Source organism: Virgibacillus sp. 6R, assembly GCF_001895305.1.
Lineage (GTDB): Bacteria > Bacillota > Bacilli > Bacillales > Amphibacillaceae > Virgibacillus > Virgibacillus pantothenticus.
Genome location: NZ_CP017762.1, coordinates 165,542 through 184,053, shown reverse-complemented (window position 1 = coordinate 184,053; position 18,512 = coordinate 165,542). Strand labels below are relative to the sequence as shown.

Annotated in this window: 23 protein-coding genes; 11 read left to right on the top strand and 12 right to left on the bottom strand. The window is 36.0% G+C overall.

The window, feature by feature from the left end:
- Positions 1 to 14 precede the first annotated feature (14 nt).
- Positions 15 to 671 (top strand): phosphate signaling complex protein PhoU, encoded by a 657-nt coding sequence (gene phoU, locus BKP57_RS00915; protein ID WP_050353079.1) that lies wholly within the window; start codon positions 15 to 17, stop codon positions 669 to 671.
- Positions 672 to 769: 98 nt separating this feature from the next.
- On the opposite strand, the gene BKP57_RS00910 is transcribed toward phoU, so the two are convergent.
- Complete coding sequence (locus tag BKP57_RS00910; RefSeq protein ID WP_072740884.1) at positions 770 to 1,375, bottom strand: endolytic transglycosylase MltG; 606 nt, start codon at positions 1,373 to 1,375, stop codon at positions 770 to 772.
- Positions 1,376 to 1,392: 17 nt separating this feature from the next.
- Positions 1,393 to 1,611, bottom strand: a complete 219-nt coding sequence (locus BKP57_RS00905) for a hypothetical protein (protein WP_050353077.1) — start codon at positions 1,609 to 1,611, stop codon at positions 1,393 to 1,395.
- A 330-nt stretch (positions 1,612 to 1,941) separates the two neighbouring features.
- On the opposite strand from BKP57_RS00905, the gene rpmG reads away from it, so the two are divergent.
- The 4 genes from rpmG (at position 1,942) to BKP57_RS00885 (ending at position 5,027) form a co-directional block, all read left to right on the top strand.
- Entirely contained in the window at positions 1,942 to 2,091 is a 150-nt protein-coding gene (gene rpmG / locus BKP57_RS00900; RefSeq protein WP_050353076.1) for a 50S ribosomal protein L33, read from the top strand.
- Between the two features lie 150 nt (positions 2,092 to 2,241).
- Positions 2,242 to 2,808, top strand: coding sequence for a 5-formyltetrahydrofolate cyclo-ligase (locus BKP57_RS00895; protein WP_050353075.1), 567 nt, complete (start codon positions 2,242 to 2,244; stop codon positions 2,806 to 2,808).
- Between the two features lie 79 nt (positions 2,809 to 2,887).
- The gene (locus BKP57_RS00890; RefSeq protein ID WP_050353074.1) at positions 2,888 to 3,076 is read left to right on the top strand and encodes a hypothetical protein; all 189 of its coding nucleotides are present in this window, start codon (positions 2,888 to 2,890) and stop codon (positions 3,074 to 3,076) included.
- Between the two features lie 391 nt (positions 3,077 to 3,467).
- Positions 3,468 to 5,027, top strand: a complete 1,560-nt coding sequence (locus BKP57_RS00885) for a rhomboid family intramembrane serine protease (RefSeq protein WP_050353073.1) — start codon at positions 3,468 to 3,470, stop codon at positions 5,025 to 5,027.
- Positions 5,028 to 5,330: 303 nt separating this feature from the next.
- On the opposite strand, the gene BKP57_RS00880 is transcribed toward BKP57_RS00885, so the two are convergent.
- Positions 5,331 to 6,191: a hypothetical protein gene (locus tag BKP57_RS00880; RefSeq protein WP_050353553.1), complete on the bottom strand. Its 861-nt coding sequence runs from the start codon at positions 6,189 to 6,191 to the stop codon at positions 5,331 to 5,333.
- Between the two features lie 143 nt (positions 6,192 to 6,334).
- On the opposite strand from BKP57_RS00880, the gene BKP57_RS00875 reads away from it, so the two are divergent.
- From BKP57_RS00875 to BKP57_RS00860, 4 genes are all read left to right on the top strand, one after another.
- On the top strand, positions 6,335 to 7,792 hold the full coding sequence (locus tag BKP57_RS00875; RefSeq protein WP_050353072.1) for a spore germination protein: 1,458 nt from the start codon (positions 6,335 to 6,337) through the stop codon (positions 7,790 to 7,792).
- 569 nt (positions 7,793 to 8,361) lie between these two features.
- Positions 8,362 to 8,574: a YqgQ family protein gene (locus tag BKP57_RS00870; RefSeq protein WP_050353071.1), complete on the top strand. Its 213-nt coding sequence runs from the start codon at positions 8,362 to 8,364 to the stop codon at positions 8,572 to 8,574.
- A gap of 2 nt (positions 8,575 to 8,576) precedes the next feature.
- Positions 8,577 to 9,560, top strand: a complete 984-nt coding sequence (locus tag BKP57_RS00865; RefSeq protein ID WP_269466271.1) for an ROK family glucokinase — start codon at positions 8,577 to 8,579, stop codon at positions 9,558 to 9,560.
- 668 nt (positions 9,561 to 10,228) lie between these two features.
- Positions 10,229 to 12,133 (top strand): LTA synthase family protein, encoded by a 1,905-nt coding sequence (locus BKP57_RS00860; protein WP_050353070.1) that lies wholly within the window; start codon positions 10,229 to 10,231, stop codon positions 12,131 to 12,133.
- A gap of 42 nt (positions 12,134 to 12,175) precedes the next feature.
- Here BKP57_RS00860 and BKP57_RS00855 read toward each other — a convergent pair whose 3' ends face one another.
- A complete protein-coding gene (locus BKP57_RS00855) occupies positions 12,176 to 12,346 on the bottom strand; it encodes a DUF2759 family protein (RefSeq protein ID WP_072740883.1) in 171 nt (56 codons plus the stop codon).
- 266 nt (positions 12,347 to 12,612) lie between these two features.
- On the opposite strand from BKP57_RS00855, the gene BKP57_RS00850 reads away from it, so the two are divergent.
- Complete coding sequence (locus tag BKP57_RS00850; protein WP_072740882.1) at positions 12,613 to 13,236, top strand: MBL fold metallo-hydrolase; 624 nt, start codon at positions 12,613 to 12,615, stop codon at positions 13,234 to 13,236.
- A gap of 120 nt (positions 13,237 to 13,356) precedes the next feature.
- On the opposite strand, the gene BKP57_RS00845 is transcribed toward BKP57_RS00850, so the two are convergent.
- From BKP57_RS00845 to comGA, 8 genes are all read right to left on the bottom strand, one after another.
- Positions 13,357 to 13,599 carry a DUF2626 domain-containing protein gene (locus tag BKP57_RS00845; protein WP_050353068.1) on the bottom strand — a complete coding sequence of 81 codons (243 nt, stop codon included), beginning with the start codon at positions 13,597 to 13,599 and terminating at the stop codon, positions 13,357 to 13,359.
- Positions 13,600 to 14,120: 521 nt separating this feature from the next.
- Positions 14,121 to 14,510, bottom strand: coding sequence for a competence type IV pilus minor pilin ComGG (gene comGG / locus BKP57_RS00840; RefSeq protein WP_050353067.1), 390 nt, complete (start codon positions 14,508 to 14,510; stop codon positions 14,121 to 14,123).
- Positions 14,482 to 14,931, bottom strand: a complete 450-nt coding sequence (locus BKP57_RS00835) for a competence type IV pilus minor pilin ComGF (protein WP_050353066.1) — start codon at positions 14,929 to 14,931, stop codon at positions 14,482 to 14,484. The genes comGG and BKP57_RS00835 overlap by 29 nt, the downstream gene beginning before the upstream one ends.
- Complete coding sequence (locus BKP57_RS00830) at positions 14,882 to 15,217, bottom strand: hypothetical protein (protein WP_072740881.1); 336 nt, start codon at positions 15,215 to 15,217, stop codon at positions 14,882 to 14,884. Before BKP57_RS00830 ends, BKP57_RS00835 begins: the two co-directional genes overlap by 50 nt.
- Positions 15,204 to 15,662, bottom strand: coding sequence for a competence type IV pilus minor pilin ComGD (gene comGD, locus BKP57_RS00825; RefSeq protein ID WP_050353064.1), 459 nt, complete (start codon positions 15,660 to 15,662; stop codon positions 15,204 to 15,206). The genes BKP57_RS00830 and comGD overlap by 14 nt, the downstream gene beginning before the upstream one ends.
- The gene (comGC, locus tag BKP57_RS00820; protein ID WP_072740880.1) at positions 15,631 to 15,930 is read right to left on the bottom strand and encodes a competence type IV pilus major pilin ComGC; all 300 of its coding nucleotides are present in this window, start codon (positions 15,928 to 15,930) and stop codon (positions 15,631 to 15,633) included. Before comGC ends, comGD begins: the two co-directional genes overlap by 32 nt.
- Before the next feature lie 59 nt (positions 15,931 to 15,989).
- Positions 15,990 to 17,042, bottom strand: a complete 1,053-nt coding sequence (gene comGB, locus BKP57_RS00815) for a competence type IV pilus assembly protein ComGB (RefSeq protein WP_050353062.1) — start codon at positions 17,040 to 17,042, stop codon at positions 15,990 to 15,992.
- A complete protein-coding gene (gene comGA, locus BKP57_RS00810) occupies positions 16,999 to 18,027 on the bottom strand; it encodes a competence type IV pilus ATPase ComGA (protein WP_232231286.1) in 1,029 nt (342 codons plus the stop codon). Before comGA ends, comGB begins: the two co-directional genes overlap by 44 nt.
- 260 nt (positions 18,028 to 18,287) lie before the next feature.
- Here comGA and BKP57_RS00805 point away from each other — a divergent pair, with 260 nt between their 5' ends.
- Positions 18,288 to 18,479, top strand: a complete 192-nt coding sequence (locus tag BKP57_RS00805; RefSeq protein ID WP_050353060.1) for a YqzE family protein — start codon at positions 18,288 to 18,290, stop codon at positions 18,477 to 18,479.
- The last annotated feature ends 33 nt before the right edge of the window (positions 18,480 to 18,512 follow it).

Genomic DNA, 18,512 nt, shown 5'->3' with positions numbered 1-18,512 from the left:
TAGGAGGTAATGATATGCAGACGAGGGGGCAGTTTGACCAAGAGCTGAAAGAAATAGATCAGGAAATTGTAGAATTGGCTAATTTAACAGAAAAAGCTTTGGCAAACGCTGTTCGAGCGTTATTTAATCAGGATATTGACCTAGCTGAGCAAGTAATCGAGGCTGACAAAGTAATTGATAAGAAAGACTTAGAAATAAATGATAAAGTCGTGCTTTTAATTGCAAAACAAAACCCAGTCGCAACGGATTTACGCCGTCTAATAACGGCTATTAAGATTGTTGCCGACTTAGAACGGATGGCTGATAATGCTAGAAATATTGCACGATCTACCATTCGGTTGGGAGAAAATAAAGAAGTGCTCATCCCGAATCGGTTAAACACTATGCAAGAAACATTGGTAAATATGCTTCACACAGCTATCACAGCTTTCACGGAAGAAGACGACAAGCTGGCAGCTCAATTATCCGAAATGGACGATGCTGTGGATAGGGAAAATAAACTCATTCTAAGTGAATTATTAGGAGAAACAGCAACGAATCCAGATAAGATTCAATATATTATGCAAATCTCTCTATGCTCAAGGTATCTAGAGCGCTTTGGGGACCATATTACTAATATCGGAGAGAGTATTTTATACTTGATTAAAGGTGAAAATTATAATTTAAATTAACTCTATTAAATTAGCAAATTCGTTTCAGTTGCCGCTGTTGCATTAAGTATTTTATGAAAATAAAAAAGCTGAGAAGCAGTTAGTTCTGCTTCTTAGCTTTATTTTGTAATTGCTTCAGCAATTTCTTTTAAACTCATGTCACTGGACACTTTAAATTTACCCAGCTGTACTTTTTGACTATAATCATTGTCTTCTAAATACGCATTAAATTTTGCAGCGTCATCAATGATATCATTTGCTTCGAGCTGGTCACTAATTTCTGAAGAAGGCATTCCTTCTTTAATATTTACTGTAAATGTCTTCTTTTCATCTTCTTTATTTTTTTCTTTGTCCGCTGCTTGCTTTTTATCATCATTTTGTTTAGCTTTGTTTTTATCTTCTTTATCGGCATTCTGGTTTTCTTGCTTGTCTTCGTTGTTATCGGACTTATCTTCTGCAGATTTAGCTTTTGTATCTGGCTGTTGCTCGTTCTTCGCAGCGGTTGCTTCATCTTCATCTTCATCTTCAACTTCATCTACAGATACCGCAATATACTCAGAATTTGTCAGTACATGGTAACCTTTATCCTCCACCAATGTAACCAACTCTTCATCAGAGAGGTTGTCAGCGGTTTGAATGTTTCCATTCGTGAAAAAATAAACCCCTAACATGATTATACCAGCTGTTAAGAGGCCGATACCAAATAGGCGTATAGGCTGTTTCATCTTGTCCTCCTCCCTTGTTACGATTTGTTTTCTATACGATTGTCTGTGAAGTTCTCAGTTAATAGTTCTTCTTCCAGAATCTTAATTTTCTTTTTCATTTGATATGTATCTTGCATCGTTGTAATGGAAAATTGTTCTAATTGACTTTCAACCTGCTCGATTCGATCATTCATGAAAAAGGATATAGCAAGTAAAACGATTCCGACTGCAATAATGGAAATAATTGCATATATCATCTGCTTCCCTCCTTCTACTCAATACTAGTTATAACATAAAATGATGTCGAAATGCCATTACAAATTTATTATTTTTTGTAGAAAGAAGCATAAATATGCTTCTTAACAATAAAAAACATGTATAGCACTTATCGTTTGGATGGAAGTAGCCATCATGTATGCCCATTGGGGCTTCTCACTTTAAACAGGTCCCCTTTTGACATGTCTCACGATAAAGTTTATCTCGTTTAAATTCTTGCTTGTTTGGCTAACATTTGGTATTATAAATAAGTCTGAAATGAAATTATCGCTAATGAAGCAACAATTTGGTAAAGTTTGGAGGGAAAAATGATGCGCGTTAACATTACTTTAGCTTGTACAGAAACGGGAGATCGTAATTATATTACAACTAAAAATAAACGTACTAATCCTGAGCGTCTTGAGCTTATGAAATACAGTCCACGTCTTAAAAAACATACTTTACATCGTGAAACAAAATAACGATTATAATAGAACCTTTATCTTTGAGATAAGGGTTTTATTATTATTTTCAATACATAAATACAAAAACGGAAATTCAATCACATACTAAATATCCTATCTAAAGTTCCGCACAAACCTTTTCAATTTTAAAAAGGGAGGAGATCTCTTGTGACAAAAGAACAACTTCGAAAGTCCACCATAACTATCTTAAATCAAATGGATGCGGCGCAAAGAAAAAAAGTTGAACAGCAGTTACATCATCAATTGGTTACTTCATCAATTTGGAAGAACGCAGATACTATTGGGATTACGATCTCGAAAGGTTTTGAATGGGATACAAATAAACTAATTAAACAAGCTTGGGAACAAGGTAAAACCGTTTGCGCACCTAAATGTGTGCCTGCAACAAAAACAATGGATTTTTACGCATTTCATACATATGACCAATTAGAAGTTGTTTATTATCGTCTGTTAGAGCCAGACCCAAGTAAAACCGTATATATACCTCCTGCTAACATTGATTTGTTAGTGGTACCAGGTATTGTATTTGATCAGAAAGGCTACCGCATTGGTTTCGGGGGCGGGTATTATGATCGGTTTTTAGTAGGGTTTCCGAATTTTACTGTATCCATTTTGCATAGCAGTCAACTAATTGAATCTATACCAAAGAACGTATTTGATATACCCGTACAGCATTTAATTACAGAAGCAGGTTTGTTGCTGAAAAAAAAGTAGATGGTGGATCGGTTTTTTCTGCATAAAATATATCAGCTGTGATCATAACTAAGAACATCAATGATAAAGAGGTGTTCCTATGCGTATGATCGTATTATTTGCTGGTACTATGGCTGCAGTTGCTTTAGTATTTAAATGGCGTTATCGGATATTAAATACACTATTGGCAATTGGCTTTTTAAGAAAATTTGCTGTACAGTTATCTATGAGTTCTCCTTCCATCCGTCGTATTTTTATACCATGGATGTTTCAAGGCAAATCCAATTGATAATATTTGGATTAGGCTTTTTTATTTCGAATAATATATAGTGCCGTAAAACTCTCACTTTACCAATTGCATGGATACTAAAAAGGCTAGGTGGGAGATAAGGCTCCTAAATTCCCGATTCGTTTAAGATCCTTTTGGACCCTTGCGATACCAACAATTAGTGGGGGAAGAAGCCCCCCTAATTGGAGATTAACTTTGTGAAAACGAATACTATTAGCGGGGCTGAATGATTTGGATACAGAAGAAGTATTAGTCCCGTAAACGTTATCTTACATAAATAATACATATAGGTTGTGAATTCATCTTTGCTATCCATACATGGTAAAATAGCTTGTATAAAAAGAAATAGGGAAGAATAATAGAAACAGAGAACGTTAGGGGAGATGTGATAATGTATTTAGATGAACAGTATGCGATGTATAGAATGGCTTATCAATTTGTTTCCCGCGATGAATATGATGTTCTTTATGTAAATGAACAAGGAAATGAAATTTGGTTAGAAAAAAATGCTGGGAAGAACTCGAAAGTCTTACGATTGATCAATCAGGGATTTGATTGGAAGAACCATTTAAAAAAAGACATCGCAGTCGTTTTTCAAAAAGTAAAAGCAATGAAGAAGTTTTTAAGAGCAAAACATATTCAAATACATAATATTTATATATCAGAGTACGCTCCTGTTGATTCTTGGGAGTTCTTAAAGCAACCGATGAAGTTAAATGAAAAACAACCAATCACGATGAAATTATATTATTTGTCTAATTCTCATTATGAGGAAGAAAAGCAAAGATTGGAAAAAGAAATTGGAATTTCGTCTCTGGATGTTGATTTCTCAAATGAAGAAACAGTGAAGGAAGAACGAGTAGCCTCTTATAAACAATTTTTAAGACAGCGGGTTTTGGATGACAAGAAACATACAGAAGGGATGTTTTCTTTTGGAAAGCCTAGACTTACATATATCATATTACTTTTATGTGTGAGTTTATTTCTCATGTTGGAAACAAATGGTGGGAGTGAAAACATACAAACACTGATACAATTTGGTGCGAAATTTAACCCTGCCATCATGGAAGATGGAGAATGGTGGCGAATCGTCAGCTCCATGTTTTTACATATTGGTTGGTTACACTTAGTAATGAATATGATTGCTGTCTACTACTTGGGCACATTAGTCGAGCGGATTTACGGTTCCCTTCGATTTTTAATAATTTATTTTCTTGCCGGAATTGGTGGCGGAATAGCAAGCTTTGCCTTCTCGGCAAATATTGCTGCAGGTGCGTCAGGGGCTTTATTTGGTTTATTCGGAGCCTTACTGTTTTTCGGTCTTCACCATCGCCGGATTTTTTTCCAAACGATAGGAACCAACGTGATTATGTTAATTGGTATCAACATTGTGTTTGGCTTTTCAATTCCTGCAATTGACAATGGCGCCCATCTTGGTGGGTTAGTTGCCGGTTTTATTGCTTCTGGCATTGTCCATTTACCTAAACAGAAAGAATGGGGCAAGCAAATCGGTGCAGTTCTCGTCTATTTAGCACTTGCTTTTGGAATCATACAATATGGCGTAGCCAATAACATGAGTTCACCAATGTATTATATTATGCAGATCGATGAATTAGTAAAAGAAGAAAATTATGAACAAGTTATCACGGAAGCAAACGATGCCTTACGTAATAGTGAAGGTGATGAAAAATGGAGAGCGGCTATATTATTTAACCGTGCCTATGCATATATAAAATTAAATCAACAGGATTTAGCCATTAAAGATTTAAAACAAAGTATACAATTGGATCGAAATTTTCCGGAAGCACATTATAACCTTGCTTTAATTTACTATCAGCAAGGAAATATGGAGGAAGCGGAAGAATTAATCGAAAAAGCTTATCAATTAGATCCTAATAATGATGATTTTATCAATATGTATGAGCAGATCACAGGTGAAAAAGTTAAATAACAGCTTGCTTCTTATTATCTATGAACAAACAGGAAAGTGGTCATTGTTTACACAAAGCAACTTATATCTGCTCGAATAAAGAATTTTCCATCAGTAGGGAGTTTCATTCATCCCACACAGCTTGTTAGTACCGTAATGGTATGACCTATTCCGAAATAGGACATTTAGGTGCTGTTATCTCCAACTTAAACTTGTTGCAGTACAGATTACCCAAATCCTGAAGTGGGAGTCTTACAGCACTTTACATACGGGATAAACTTTTTTTGTTTGTCTTTTTAATCATTATACTTATCGAATAATGACCTATTGGGAAAAGGAATAGTTTTGAATCAGCTTTTCCTTTTTCCCATTCACTTCATAAAGCACAAGCAAATGCTTGTTTTGTTTATCAAATAGAATGATTGGAATATAGCTGTCAACCACTTTTTCGGCGTTTACGATGGGTAAAAGATAATTTTTGTATAATCCTTCCCAAAGTTGTCCAATAACCTTATCAGTTTGCGCTTGTGTTAAACCGGACAGAGCTTGATTCTTAAATTTATCCAAATCCGTTAATGGCACATGATAATACGCTTTTTCATCAATACTGAAATAATCAAATAAAGTGTTCCAATAGTATGTAAGTTGTTGCATAGATGCACGGTCGAGTAAGGCTTTCCACTCTTTTTCGTAACGTGTAGAAGGAGTTTTGAATGAATCTAATGCTGCAGCAGGTGAGTCAATAACGTAAAGATGATCACTTGACATTTGCTGGATACTATTGATTTGGTTACCTTGTTTATGAATTTCACCATGATGGAATGAAATAGCCTCATATAAACTACTATCTTCTAAAGTAAGCATTTTTTTTAAATGAATCGCATCCGTATCCTGTATCCACTTAGACACCGCTCCTCTGAGCCTCCCATTATCAAATAATAAGGAAACGTCCTGCCTTAAATATACAGGGATTTCCGTTGTAGAAGATGCTTTCCACATGATTTCATAGTCATCTTTCCCTTTTTCAGTAAGAAGTTGTAAATCTGTTTCAGCAGCCGTAAAAGAGAGCTCTTCATCGATTGGAAAATAAGTAATCGCAGGTTTAGACTGTAAACCAATTATATAGACAAAGGTAAAAAAACTAGTTAATGCAACAATCACAATTATGATCGACCATTTTTTCATCAAACCACGTCCTTTTAACATGCTTGTCTCATACATTCTATGTTGCATTCATGAGAGGTATGCTGATTTAATGCAGGAAATGTATAGAACGTCGCTTGTTGTTGAACACTATCCATAGTAATTTAAATGGAACAGGTGAGCATATGCAAAAGGAAGGACAATCACTATTTTCATCGTTTGAAAAAAATCGCGACTATATCCATGAGCGATTGGCGGTCGATCAAAGCTTTGATATTATTCAACGTGACTTGGAGTATGCAGGTATTAAAATGGCTTTGTTTGTCATTGATGGTTTTGGTAAGGATGATATTTTACTTTATATCATGCAGCTATTTGCGGAACTGGATACGGAAGACTTACAGCCAAATGCATTAAAAAAACTATTGGAAAGATATATTCCTTATATAGAAGTGGATGAAGCGGATGATTTAAACGAGGTAAGTGACCTTATTCTTGGTGGACCTGCTGCCTTAGTTGTAGAAGGGGCAGACAAAATCATCATTATTGATGCCAGAACTTATCCTGCTCGTACTCCACAGGAACCAGATTTAGAGAGAGTTGTCCGCGGTTCTCGGGACGGATACGTGGAAACGATTATTTTTAATACAGCATTGACGAGGAGAAGAGTTCGAGATCGTTCCTTGCGCATGGAATATATGCAAATTGGTAGAAGGTCGAAAACGGATATTTGTATTTGCTATTTAGCAGACATAGCTGATGAACACAGAGTGGATAGTTTAAAGAAAAAGCTCGAAGCGATTGATACAGATGGACTTCCCATGGCAGAAAAGACGATTGAAGAATATATTAGTGGAAGGCACTGGAACCCTTATCCAACAGTCAGATATACAGAACGTCCTGATACAGCTGCAACGCATCTTTATGAAGGACACGTCATTATTATTATTGATGGTTCACCAAGTGTAACGATAACTCCTGCTACATATGCACATCACCTGCAGCATGCGGAGGAATATAGACAAAAACCTTTAGTCGGAGCTTATTTGCGGTTTGTACGTTTTTTTGCAGTTTTAGCTTCCATTTTTATTCTTCCGTTATATTATTTATTTACAAAGCACCCTGAGTATTTGCCAACTAATCTGCAGTATATTGGACCTGATGAAGCGGGTGTCGTTCCGCTGCTTGTCCAATTTTTACTGGCAGAAGTGGGGATAGATGTTTTACGTATGGCAGCTATTCATACTCCTTCTTCACTAGCGACTGCTCTTGGTTTAGTGGCAGCTATTATGATTGGTGAAGTTTCGGTTCAGGTAGGCTGGTTTTCGCATGAGGTTGTGTTATATTTAGCGGTAGCTGCTATTGGTACGTATGCGACGCCCAGTTATGAGTTAAGCTTAGCAAATCGTTTAGCACGGATTTTCTTGCTTTTAACTGTAGCTTTATTTGGAGGAGTTGGCTATATCGCAGGGATAACGATTTGGATACTATATTTGGTCAGAATGGAATCTTTTCACGTAGCCTACTTTTGGCCATTTATACCATTTTCGTATCGTCCTTTTCGAGATGTGTTTCTACGCTCACCAATTCCGCTGAAAAATCGCAGACCCGCTTTTTTACATCCAAAAGATCCAGATCGGTAGTCATATGTAGATTTGCCATCTTGAAGGCAAACGTATTTACAAAAGAATTGGTAAAAACTCGGCGCTTGGAGTCGAGTTTTTTTATAAGATAAAAAGTATAAAATGAGGTGCTTGTGGATAACGAAATAACCGAATAGCCACGTCCGGCTCATGAGCCCAGCAACTAGGCGACTTTAGAATGTGCCCTACGATAAGGCCTCATCGGTTCGTCGCTAAGGGGAAGGCCGACTAAAAACGGGCTTGCCGCTCAGGCGTCGGCATACTCCTGTTTTTAGTGGCATGATTCCTAAATCTTTAGTTGATTCGTTCCATTCGCTACGTTGCTAAACGGGCGCCCCGCGCCTTTGTTCCACTATAGGAAAGTATAAGATTTTTTTGGTTTATAGTATAAGAAAAACAAAGGCTTCCGCCATAAGACTTGGCGACAAGCCAAGTTTTTCTAATATAATTGAAATATATTAATATAAATGCAATACTTGAGATAAGAGCAATTTTGGTCAAAAAATTTCATTTTTCTCATAGTAATTTTCTTTCGTTCATGAATTTAGTATAATAAATTTGGTGATTTTATGAAATCGATTTATGAAATACAGCAATTTTTAAGGAAATATGGTACATTTATTTATACTGGGAGTCGATTAGGAGACTTGCAGATGATGGAGTTAGAAATAAATGAATTATATCAGCTTGGCTTTATAGAAAACAAACTATTCATGGAAGCAAAATTATTACTAAAAAAAGAGATGACATCAGTGCAAAAGCAGAAAAAGGGGAGTCTATAGCTGTGGAACAAATTATTATTGGTATGGATATTGGTGGAACAACTGCAAAATTGGGACTAATTAGTGACATAGGTGATATTATCTACAAATGGGAAGTCCCAACAAATACCGATGGTGGCGGTCAACATATAGTCGATGATATTTGGAATTCGGTTAGTCAAAAGCTGCAAGAATTACAATATAAACAAGACCAAGTACTTGGAATAGGGGTTGGTGCTCCTGGATTTATAGAAGATAAGACAGGGTTTGTATATGAAGCGGTAAATATCGGATGGAAAAACTATCCTTTAGGTGAATTCCTCACTGAAAGATCCAAGCTTCCAGTATTTGTTGAGAATGATGCAAATGTAGCTGCTTTAGGAGAAAACTGGCGTGGAGCAGGCAATCAAGTAGCTAATTTAATAGCGATTACACTTGGTACTGGTGTAGGCGGCGGTATTATTGCAAACGGTAGAGTTGTTAGTGGAGAAGCAGGTATTGGAGGGGAGATCGGTCACGTAATTGTCGATCTAAATGGCTCTAATTGTAATTGTGGTAGGAAAGGATGCTTAGAAACCATAGCTTCTGCTACTGGTATTGCACGACAGGCGATAGAAAAAGCACAGTCTTCACCTGAAAGTGGATTAGCAAAAATCTTAGCTGCAAATGGGTCGTTGACTTCTAAAGATGTTTTTCAACTAGCGGAAGAAGATGACTCAGAGGCAAAGGAAATTGTTGCATATACAATGGACGTTTTAGGCATGGCAATTGCAAATATGTGTGTGACACTTAGTCCAGCAAAAGTATTAATTGGTGGAGGGGTTTCAAAAGCTGGACAACCTTTACTGACGGCTATAGAAAAAGCGTTTGTTCGCTATGCACTCCCTAAGATAAGTGAGAATTGTGAGTTGAAATTTGCTCAGTTGGGAAATGATGCAGGGATTATTGGAGCAGCCTTTCTAGTAAAGCAGAAGCTAGAGAAAAAAATATTTGGTGAAGAAATTTAGTAATCTATGAAACTTTTTTAATAACTAAAACGTCTAATTAATATGTATGTTTTATAGAGATTTAAAGAAGTAATTGAAATTCATCGTTAGAAGCAGTAGAATTTGTCCCGCATATAAGGTGCTGTAAGATTCCTACTTCAAGTATTGAAGGATTCATACTACAACAGGTCTAAGTGGGAGATAACAGCACCTAAATGTCCTATATCGTAAGAGGTCTTTAGGTCATACCATTATGGTACTAACAATCAGTGGGGATGAAAGAAACCCCATGCGGATGGAAGATTCACTTTATGCGATCACTTGCGTCTGGTTTTGTGAGTCGCTATTTTCCTGTCTTTATCAAGAGTGTTCTAAATGTTTTGAATGATATTGCATTTGTGACAAGCAGGTATTTATAGGTATGTAAGCCTTAAAAAAAGTTTAATTCGTAAACAGAAAGGGTATAGAAACTTATCCAGAACTGTAACCTTCATGTTGTAAGATGCATATATCATGCAATATGTTTCTGTTCTACTAATTTTGCTAAGGAACTTTAAGCTGTTCACATCATGTCAGACTATTTCAGCCATGAGAGTAACTGGCTTGAATTAGCAAAACAACGACGTAAATAAAAAAACTTTTACTTGTTAAACCAAGAAGAGAGGGGAAAAGAACTAGGAGGAAGTTGTATGAAGTTACAATTTAACAAATTACCTTTATTTATTTTAGCGACGTTTTTGTTTGGAGTAAAAACGTATCTTGTATACCGTTTTATGTTCTCCATTGATTTAGAGAATATGATGCAAGAGATTATTTTATTTATTAATCCGTTCGTATCTGCATTTTTAGTCTTTGCTATGAGCGTATGGTTTAAAAAACAGCAAAGACAAATGAAGTTTTTGCGATATACGGTTTTAATTGGTTCATTCATTATTTATGCGAATCTCGTATTCTATCGTTCCTTTACCGATTTTATAACCATTCCACAGCTTTTTCAGGCAAGTAATGCTGCCGATTTAGGATCAAGTATTTTAACACTAATCAAGCCGTATGATATTTTATTGTTCGCAGATGTGATTATTATTTGGCTTATCAGCAAGCGACGTCCTGAACAAATGACTGCACGCTATCCAAAAAGCGGGAAAGTTTTTGCGTTAGCGATGTCACTTGTATTAGTAGCCGGAAATTTCTTTTTAGCGGAAATGGAACGTCCGCAATTGTTTACTCGTGCGTTTGATCGTGAGTATTTAGTAAAGAATATTGGTTTGTTTAATTACCATATTTATGATATTGCGACACAAGCAAAAGCGAAAACCCAACGCGTATTTGCAGATGGTACTGAATTACCGGAAATTCAAGCTTATATGGATGAGAATTTGAAAAGAAGTGAAGCGTCTGAATTGTTTGGTGTAGCAAAGAATAAAAATGTGATTTTTATTAATGCGGAGTCCATTCAAAGCTTTGTGATTAATAATAAAGTAAACGGAGCACCAATTACACCATTTTTAAATTCCTTAACGAAGGATGAAGATACGTTTTACTTTGAAAATTTCTATCATCAAACAGAACAAGGCAAGACGTCTGATTCAGAGTTTCTCGTGGAGAACTCGTTATATCCGCTTTCCCGAGGTGCTGTTTTCTTTACCCATGGACAGAATGAATATCATGCGATGCCGGAAATTTTAGGTGAAAATGGGTATTATACTAGCGTATTACATGCTAACAATAAAAGCTTTTGGAATCGAGATCAGATGTATCAAAGTTTAGGATTTGACCACTATTATGGCGAAGAGTCTTATGAAATTACGGAAGCGAATTCGATTGGCTGGGGATTGAAAGATAAGCCTTTCTTTGAACAATCAACCGATATTTTGCAGGAGATGGAACAACCGTTTTATTCTAAATTAATTACCTTAACCAATCATTTTCCGTTTGATCTAGAAGAAGAGGATCGTTCAATTGAACCATATGATTCCAATTCTAATACGTTAAATAACTACTTTCCAACAGTAAGATATATGGACGAGTCGATTGAATTGTTTTTTGAAGAGCTAAAGCAAGCTGGACTTTATGAAGATTCCATAATCGTTATTATGGGTGATCATAATGGGATTAGTGCAAACCATAATCGCGCAATGAGTCAATATTTAGGAAAAGATGAAATCACGCCATATGATTATGTCCAATTACAACGTGTCCCATTATTTATTCATATACCTGGTTATGGAAACGGCGAGGTAAAATCCGAGGTAGCTGGTCAAATCGATATGAAACCGACACTGCTAAACTTGTTAGGCATTAAGAATAAGCAAGATATTCAATTCGGGAATGATTTATTCAGCGATCAGCGTAAAGATTTTATCGCTTTACGTAATGGAAGCTTTATAAGCAATGAATATATATATACGAGTGATACATGCTACAATCGAGAGACAGGAGAACCGATAATAGAAGAAACGGATGAGCAATCTGAAAATAACCAGCCTCCTAATGCTTGTGATTCCATACGCGAGCAAGTAGAAAAAGAACTAGGATATTCTGATGATTTGATTTACGGTGATTTGTTCCGTTTTATCAACTTTGATAAAAAATAAGCCAATAGAAAAAGCTGACCATTGCGGTCAGCTTTTTACTGTTTATCCTTTTAACTCGGTAATAATGGTGGCAATAGCAAAGAAGCCAAATGCTAATGCTGTTACTGCAGAAAATCCAATGGCAAGAATATTTTTGTATTTCATTTGACGGATGATAGATACAACTGCAAGTATAGCTACTAATAAAAACAAAACCCCTAATACGATATGCATGAATCTTCTTCCTCCTTATAGCTTCTCATTTCCTATTGTTGGTATAGAAAATGTATTTGTATTATTATGTAACTAGTGCGGTTATATTCCTTATTCTATAGCATTATATGTTGTTTGTCGAGACTTAGCATTGATAATTTCTGTTAGCTTCCAATTAACGTGAAAATGACATCTTAGAGCACATAATTATTACATGAGGCGGTTATTTCAAGCGCCATCTTTTAGAAGCATGATGTTTTCTGCAAATAATGAGAGGAGATGGAACAATGAACTTACATACCATGCCCTTGGGGCCTTTGGGAACCAATTGTTATATTGTCTACGGAACAGAGGAAGCATTGATTGTTGATCCCGGCGGTGATGCGGAGAAAGTAACACAATTTTTGACTCGTCACCATTTAACACCAATAGCTATTTTATTAACACATGCCCATTTTGATCATATTGGCGCAGTGGATGAACTAAGAAAGAAGTATGACATCGATGTTTTTCTTCATGAGTTAGAAGCAAGCTGGTTAGAAGATCCAAGTAAAAATGGTTCCCTTTTATTTACACAACAAAAAGTGCAAACAGAAAAGCCGGACCAATTCCTATATCCGAAGAAAATGCAACTTGGAGAATTTTCTTTCAATGTATTACATACACCAGGCCATTCTCCTGGTAGTGTCAGTTTTGTGTTTACAAAAGAGCAATTCGTAATAAGTGGTGATGTATTATTTCAGCAAGGTATTGGACGTACGGATTTACCAGGGGGAGATTATCAGCAATTAGAAATGTCTATAAAGGAAATATTATATACATTGGACGGATCATTTACGGTTTATCCAGGTCATGGACCTGAAACAAATATTGAGTTTGAAAATAAACACAATCCTTTTTTCACTGCATAAGCTAACGCAGACTGTTAGCATCATAATGAAAAAGGTTATGAACGTTACTTGCAAGGACAAGGTTGAAGAACAACAAAAAAGCCCTGCATAATAGTATGTAGCAGGGCTTTTTGTTGCCTCTTAATGTCCGAATCCAGGTATAAGTATAAATTCTGAATACCATGTAAAACCAATAAAGAATATGGTACAGTACGCTCCGAATAAATACATATACATGCGTTCAGATAATTTCAAATAACTTAATGTTAGGAAAAAGGCCGTTTGAACGAGGAAAAGTAATGCTGTTTTTTGCATATCTCCCACGAAAAACATTACGGTGAAAATTCCTGTCCAAAAGGCTAACACACGAAACATTCGATCCATGTCCATCCCCCTCCTTTTGGTAACCTTATCATAGTTATTATAAACGACCCGTATGGACTTGTAAATGAAAGTAATATTTATCCCGTATATAAGGTGCTGCAAGACTCCCACTTCAGGAGTTGAAAATTGTAGTGCAACAAGTCTAAGTGGGAGATAACAGCATCTAAATGCTCGATTGGTTTAGAGGCTTTTAGGTCATACTAACAATCAGTGGAGGATGAAGGAAAACCCACATTGATTGAAGATTCGCTTTATTGTAACCTTTTGATTTTTACGTTAGAAAAATGAGTACTCCATTTTCGAGGAGTTTACGTGTATATTCTCTGTTTTTTTAGACCTCTATTTTTAACCTATTTTCGATTTTTTTACAGCACTTAAGGGAAGAGACCTTCGTATATAGTTTACTCCTATTTTCTCATCTACCGTAAAATCTATTTTTATTGAACGGGATAAAGATCAGAAATGCTACCAACATAGAATGCAATGATGGTTTTTGTATATTTTAGCTAGCTAGAAGGTCACTAGAAGGATGAAGGGGCATTGGAAGGACTTTTTAAGAAACCAGTAAGTTGCAGCTTGGATTGGTTATTCGTAGTAATAGTAAAAAACAGGCGGTATTTTTCGGGGGTTAAAGATGTTATTCGCACAGAAACTTCGCCGTAAGGAAATGAGATATCCATTTGGTTTTCTATCTCGCCGTTTTGGATTAATTCTTGCTTTATTTTTTCTCGCGACATTTGTACTAACGTTTCTATTTTTAGTTGCTCGATTTGGTTTTTGGTCATGATCACATTGTTTTGATAACGATGAACGGTCGTTGAAATGATCAGGAAAACGAGAGCTGTAACGAATAAGACAAGAGGCAGCATAAACCCAGATTCTTTATGGGTAAAAGATAATTTCTTTATCATGTTGTTCCCCCTCTATAGTAGTAACAGTCACTTGTAATCCATAAGGCAGTGGGGAAAAAGAAATATTTTTTACGTCTCGTAAATAAATTTCATGACCGGTATTATCGACTTGTCTTCGTACCAAGCTTCCGTACATTACAAACGTAGCTTCATCTCCATTCTGCATTATTAGTTTTAATTGGTCCGGATATATTTTTAGCTCTTGTGCTTGCATCACTTCATTACGCATAAATATAAAAAACTGTCCCACTGATAAATGCGTATTCGAATTTACTGTTGTGGAAGCGTCGCGGAGAACATAACTGACAAATGGAATACTAAATACCAAAATTCCAATTGTAATTAATGTTGTAACAAGTGTAAAACCTGATTCATGATGATATGGCGTAAAAGCATAATTCTTCGTTCGTTTGTTTAGCATTATTCCAGTATGCACACCCTTTCACGTATTCTTTTTCCTCGAGGATTTCAATGGTTACTGTACGTTTATTTACTTCTAAGTCGTATAATTTTATGGGGCTTTTCTTTTCCCAAATAGAAGGCTGCAGCTGGTCGTGAAGTTCATAGGCAATTTCAAGACGGTCACTTAATATTTTTTGTTCCACATGAAGAATTGAAATAGCTGGTGCGAGAACAATAATGAAAGTAAACAAAATACTAGAAGCAATAATTACTTCAACAAGTGTAAAATCATTATCCTTTTTCAACACGAAACCTACCTTTACCAAAGGGAAATATTATTTTATATCGTGTAGTGGGGGAATAGAGATAAAATGTTCGAGGTCGTTTAATATTTCCGTTCTTATTAAATTCAATAAAATGGTTGGCATTTTGATTAAACCAAAATCCTTCTGGCAAATGAACTTGCTGTATAATTCGCGTCGAATTTAATACCACATATTTGTCATGATAAAGTTGAATTTTTACTGCTCCGTATGTTGTAGCATGCATATGTTGTATTTTCATGACGTCAGATGCTAATTTATCGATCACATGATTGCTGTTAATTTTATTTACATGTGAAGAAAGTGGAGGTAACACCAATCCTAACATGATTAGCATAATGCTAAGCACAATTAACATTTCAATTAAGGTGAAACCGTTTGTTTGTTTCAACCGTTTAACCCCGTACTTTCCCTGTTTTACTGTCATACCCTAGTTCCTTATCATTACATGTTTTCTGTTCTTCATTAAGGTATTCTGGAACTAAAGCGTTCAAGCTAGTCGGAAATCGGTTATGTTCGGCATAGTAAGCATCAACTTGTGCTTGAACAACTGCTACCAATGCCTCACATCCCTTACTATTTACTTCTTGACTTCGTTTTCCTAAATTAGGAACAATAAGAATAATTAATACCGCAATAATCATTAAAACGATAGGCATTTCAATTAATGTAAAGGCTTCATTTTTCTTCCACATGGAAAGATCCCCCTTCGTAGCATTTTTTTAACACACAATTTTGGGTTATGCTTTAGTAATTAAATTGTTTTTATAAGCTGAAACATTGGCCACATTAATGTCATATAAATGAATAAAACAAAGCAGCCGATCATAATAAAGAAAACTGGCTGAATATAAGTGAGCATCTTAAGAATTCTGCGTTCGGTTTCCTCCATTAAGCTTTCAGCGTATACATTCAAATCCTTTTCCAATGTTGCTGTATTACTGTCCTTTTGAAAAATATTAGCAAGTGGTTTATCCAAAAATCGAAGTTGAGAGAGAAGTGCTGGAAGTTGCCGCCCTTCCGTTAATTGTGCTGTCATAAGCTTGGCATAGTAAGAAATAAGTGGCTGTTTCTTTTGATACATCATTTGCTGAAGAATTGCTTTAAATGGTAGACCAGTCTGAATTAACGTACTAAATTGAGTGGCAAATAAAAAAGAGGTTTGTACGGTTAAAAAATTCCTATATATCGGAAGGCGAGCGTAGAATGTAACTTGTCTATCTATAGGAATGTTACGTTTGAAATAATTCCAGCCTATTGCGAAGATACAAAGTGCGGCGGTTGTAAATATAAGTAGTAAAAGTAGCCAGTCTATAAGTGTCATTGCTATAACGAGAATTGCCGAAGAACCAGGGGTTCCTCGATATAAATCGATAAAGGAAGGCAGTACAACTTGTTTTAACATAAACAGGATGGGAAGGAAAATAAACAGTAAAAGGATGGGGTAGCGGATAGCCTGTCTAAATTTACTTTTATAGATAAGCCTCTGCTCAAACATCTGAAAGCTTCTCTTTATATTCTCCTGTAAATTTTGATTAGACATTGCAAAGGCAAGATAACTCGTAATAGATGGATGGAAAGAGGCTTTTTGTAGGGCTTGATCAAAGGTTGTGCCAGTTGTCAATTCATTCATGATTTGTTTGGCAAAGTCACTAAAACGCTTATCCCAAGCAATACTATCTAAAGCCTCAATAAGAGGATAACCATTAGTTAAAAGGTGGTGCAGACGTTTTAAAAAGCGTAATTGATCATGATGAGACAATTCATTCTTTTGTCTCGTTATATGTTTTTTCAGAAATGTATCCATAAGCATATGCCTTCTTTCGTAAGTGAGTAAATGAATGATATTGATCGGCGGACCAAATTATATCATTCTGAAAGTACTGGGTGAGTAAAGATTGATCAAGTAATTCAAGAATAGCGGCTCTTCGTTTACCATGCTTTTTGGTTTCAAATGACAGTAGTTGAATAGATGCAATGGCAATTAAAGACTGTTTTACATCCCCCATTGTTAAACCGAGACTTTTTAAACGATACAACGTTCCTAAACCATTGGCAGCATGTATCGTACTTAAAACGAGATGACCGGATAGGGACGCTTCTAAGGCAAATGCAGCCGTGGCAGCATCTCTAATTTCTCCCACCATGATAATGTCTGGATCATGTCGTAGTGCAGCTTTAAAGCCTGCTTGATACGTAATTCCCGCCTTTTCATTTATTTGCACCTGCAATATTTGCTCTAAGTCTTTTTCAATGGGATCTTCTAACGTAATTGCTTGTAGTGAATGTTGTTTGCGGATTGCTTCAAGAATGGCGTATAAGGTAGTTGTCTTGCCACTTCCTGTTGGTCCATTAATAAGAATAAGACCAGAGCGATTTTTCATCCATGCTAATAAAAGATGTAACTGATTCGGAAACAGAAATAATTGGTGGAGCGGAAGGGATGCTTGTTGGGGTAGAATTCGTATGGCCAAGCTCTCATTATGCTTTACGGGTAAAGCGGATAGACGCAGATCGTAGACTTGCCCAACTATCTGTAAGGTGATCGTCCCATTTTGCGGCTTTCTGGTCTCTCCAATATCCATGGCGGAAGTAAATTTAAAGTACGTAAGTAATAATTGGTAGGATGAATTAGAAATCGTTTTGTGAAAAATGCGATTACCTTGAATGCGATGATAGATATCGGTTTGAGCAGACAAAGGGGAGAAGTGGATGTCTGAAGCACCTTGCTCGATTGCATACAGTAATAATTTGGTAGCTTTTGCTTCTGCTGGATTCAAAAATTGATTCACCTCCTTATACCACCATATTTCGACAAAAGAAACAAAACTCCTTCTTTTTAAAAAAGATTTTTATTATGCTTATGTATAAAGGAATAAAAGACTACCTTAGACTGAAGGGAAAAGGCTTACAAAATAAATTTACTGAATAAAAGAAGTGATTTTTTCCAATATTCCATTGGTGAGGTTGATTATAAACGAACCAGGTTTGGAAATGCTATTTATATAGGTCGTAAAAAAATCGTAATAAGGATAGCGTGGGAGGGAACAATTTGTCTACAAGAGATTATTTACAATTTATCACCGAGCAGTTCGTCACTTATTTGAATATGCCTGCAGATGAAAAAAGACGGCGAAAAGAAGCTAAAAAAAGATCGAAATGGTCGTCCACAAACAAGTGGTTTGGTACACTTCCACTAGCCTTGAGGATAATGCGTCAACAATCGAATAAGCAGGCGAAATAAACGCCTGCTTCAGGTCATATGCTTATGCTTTAA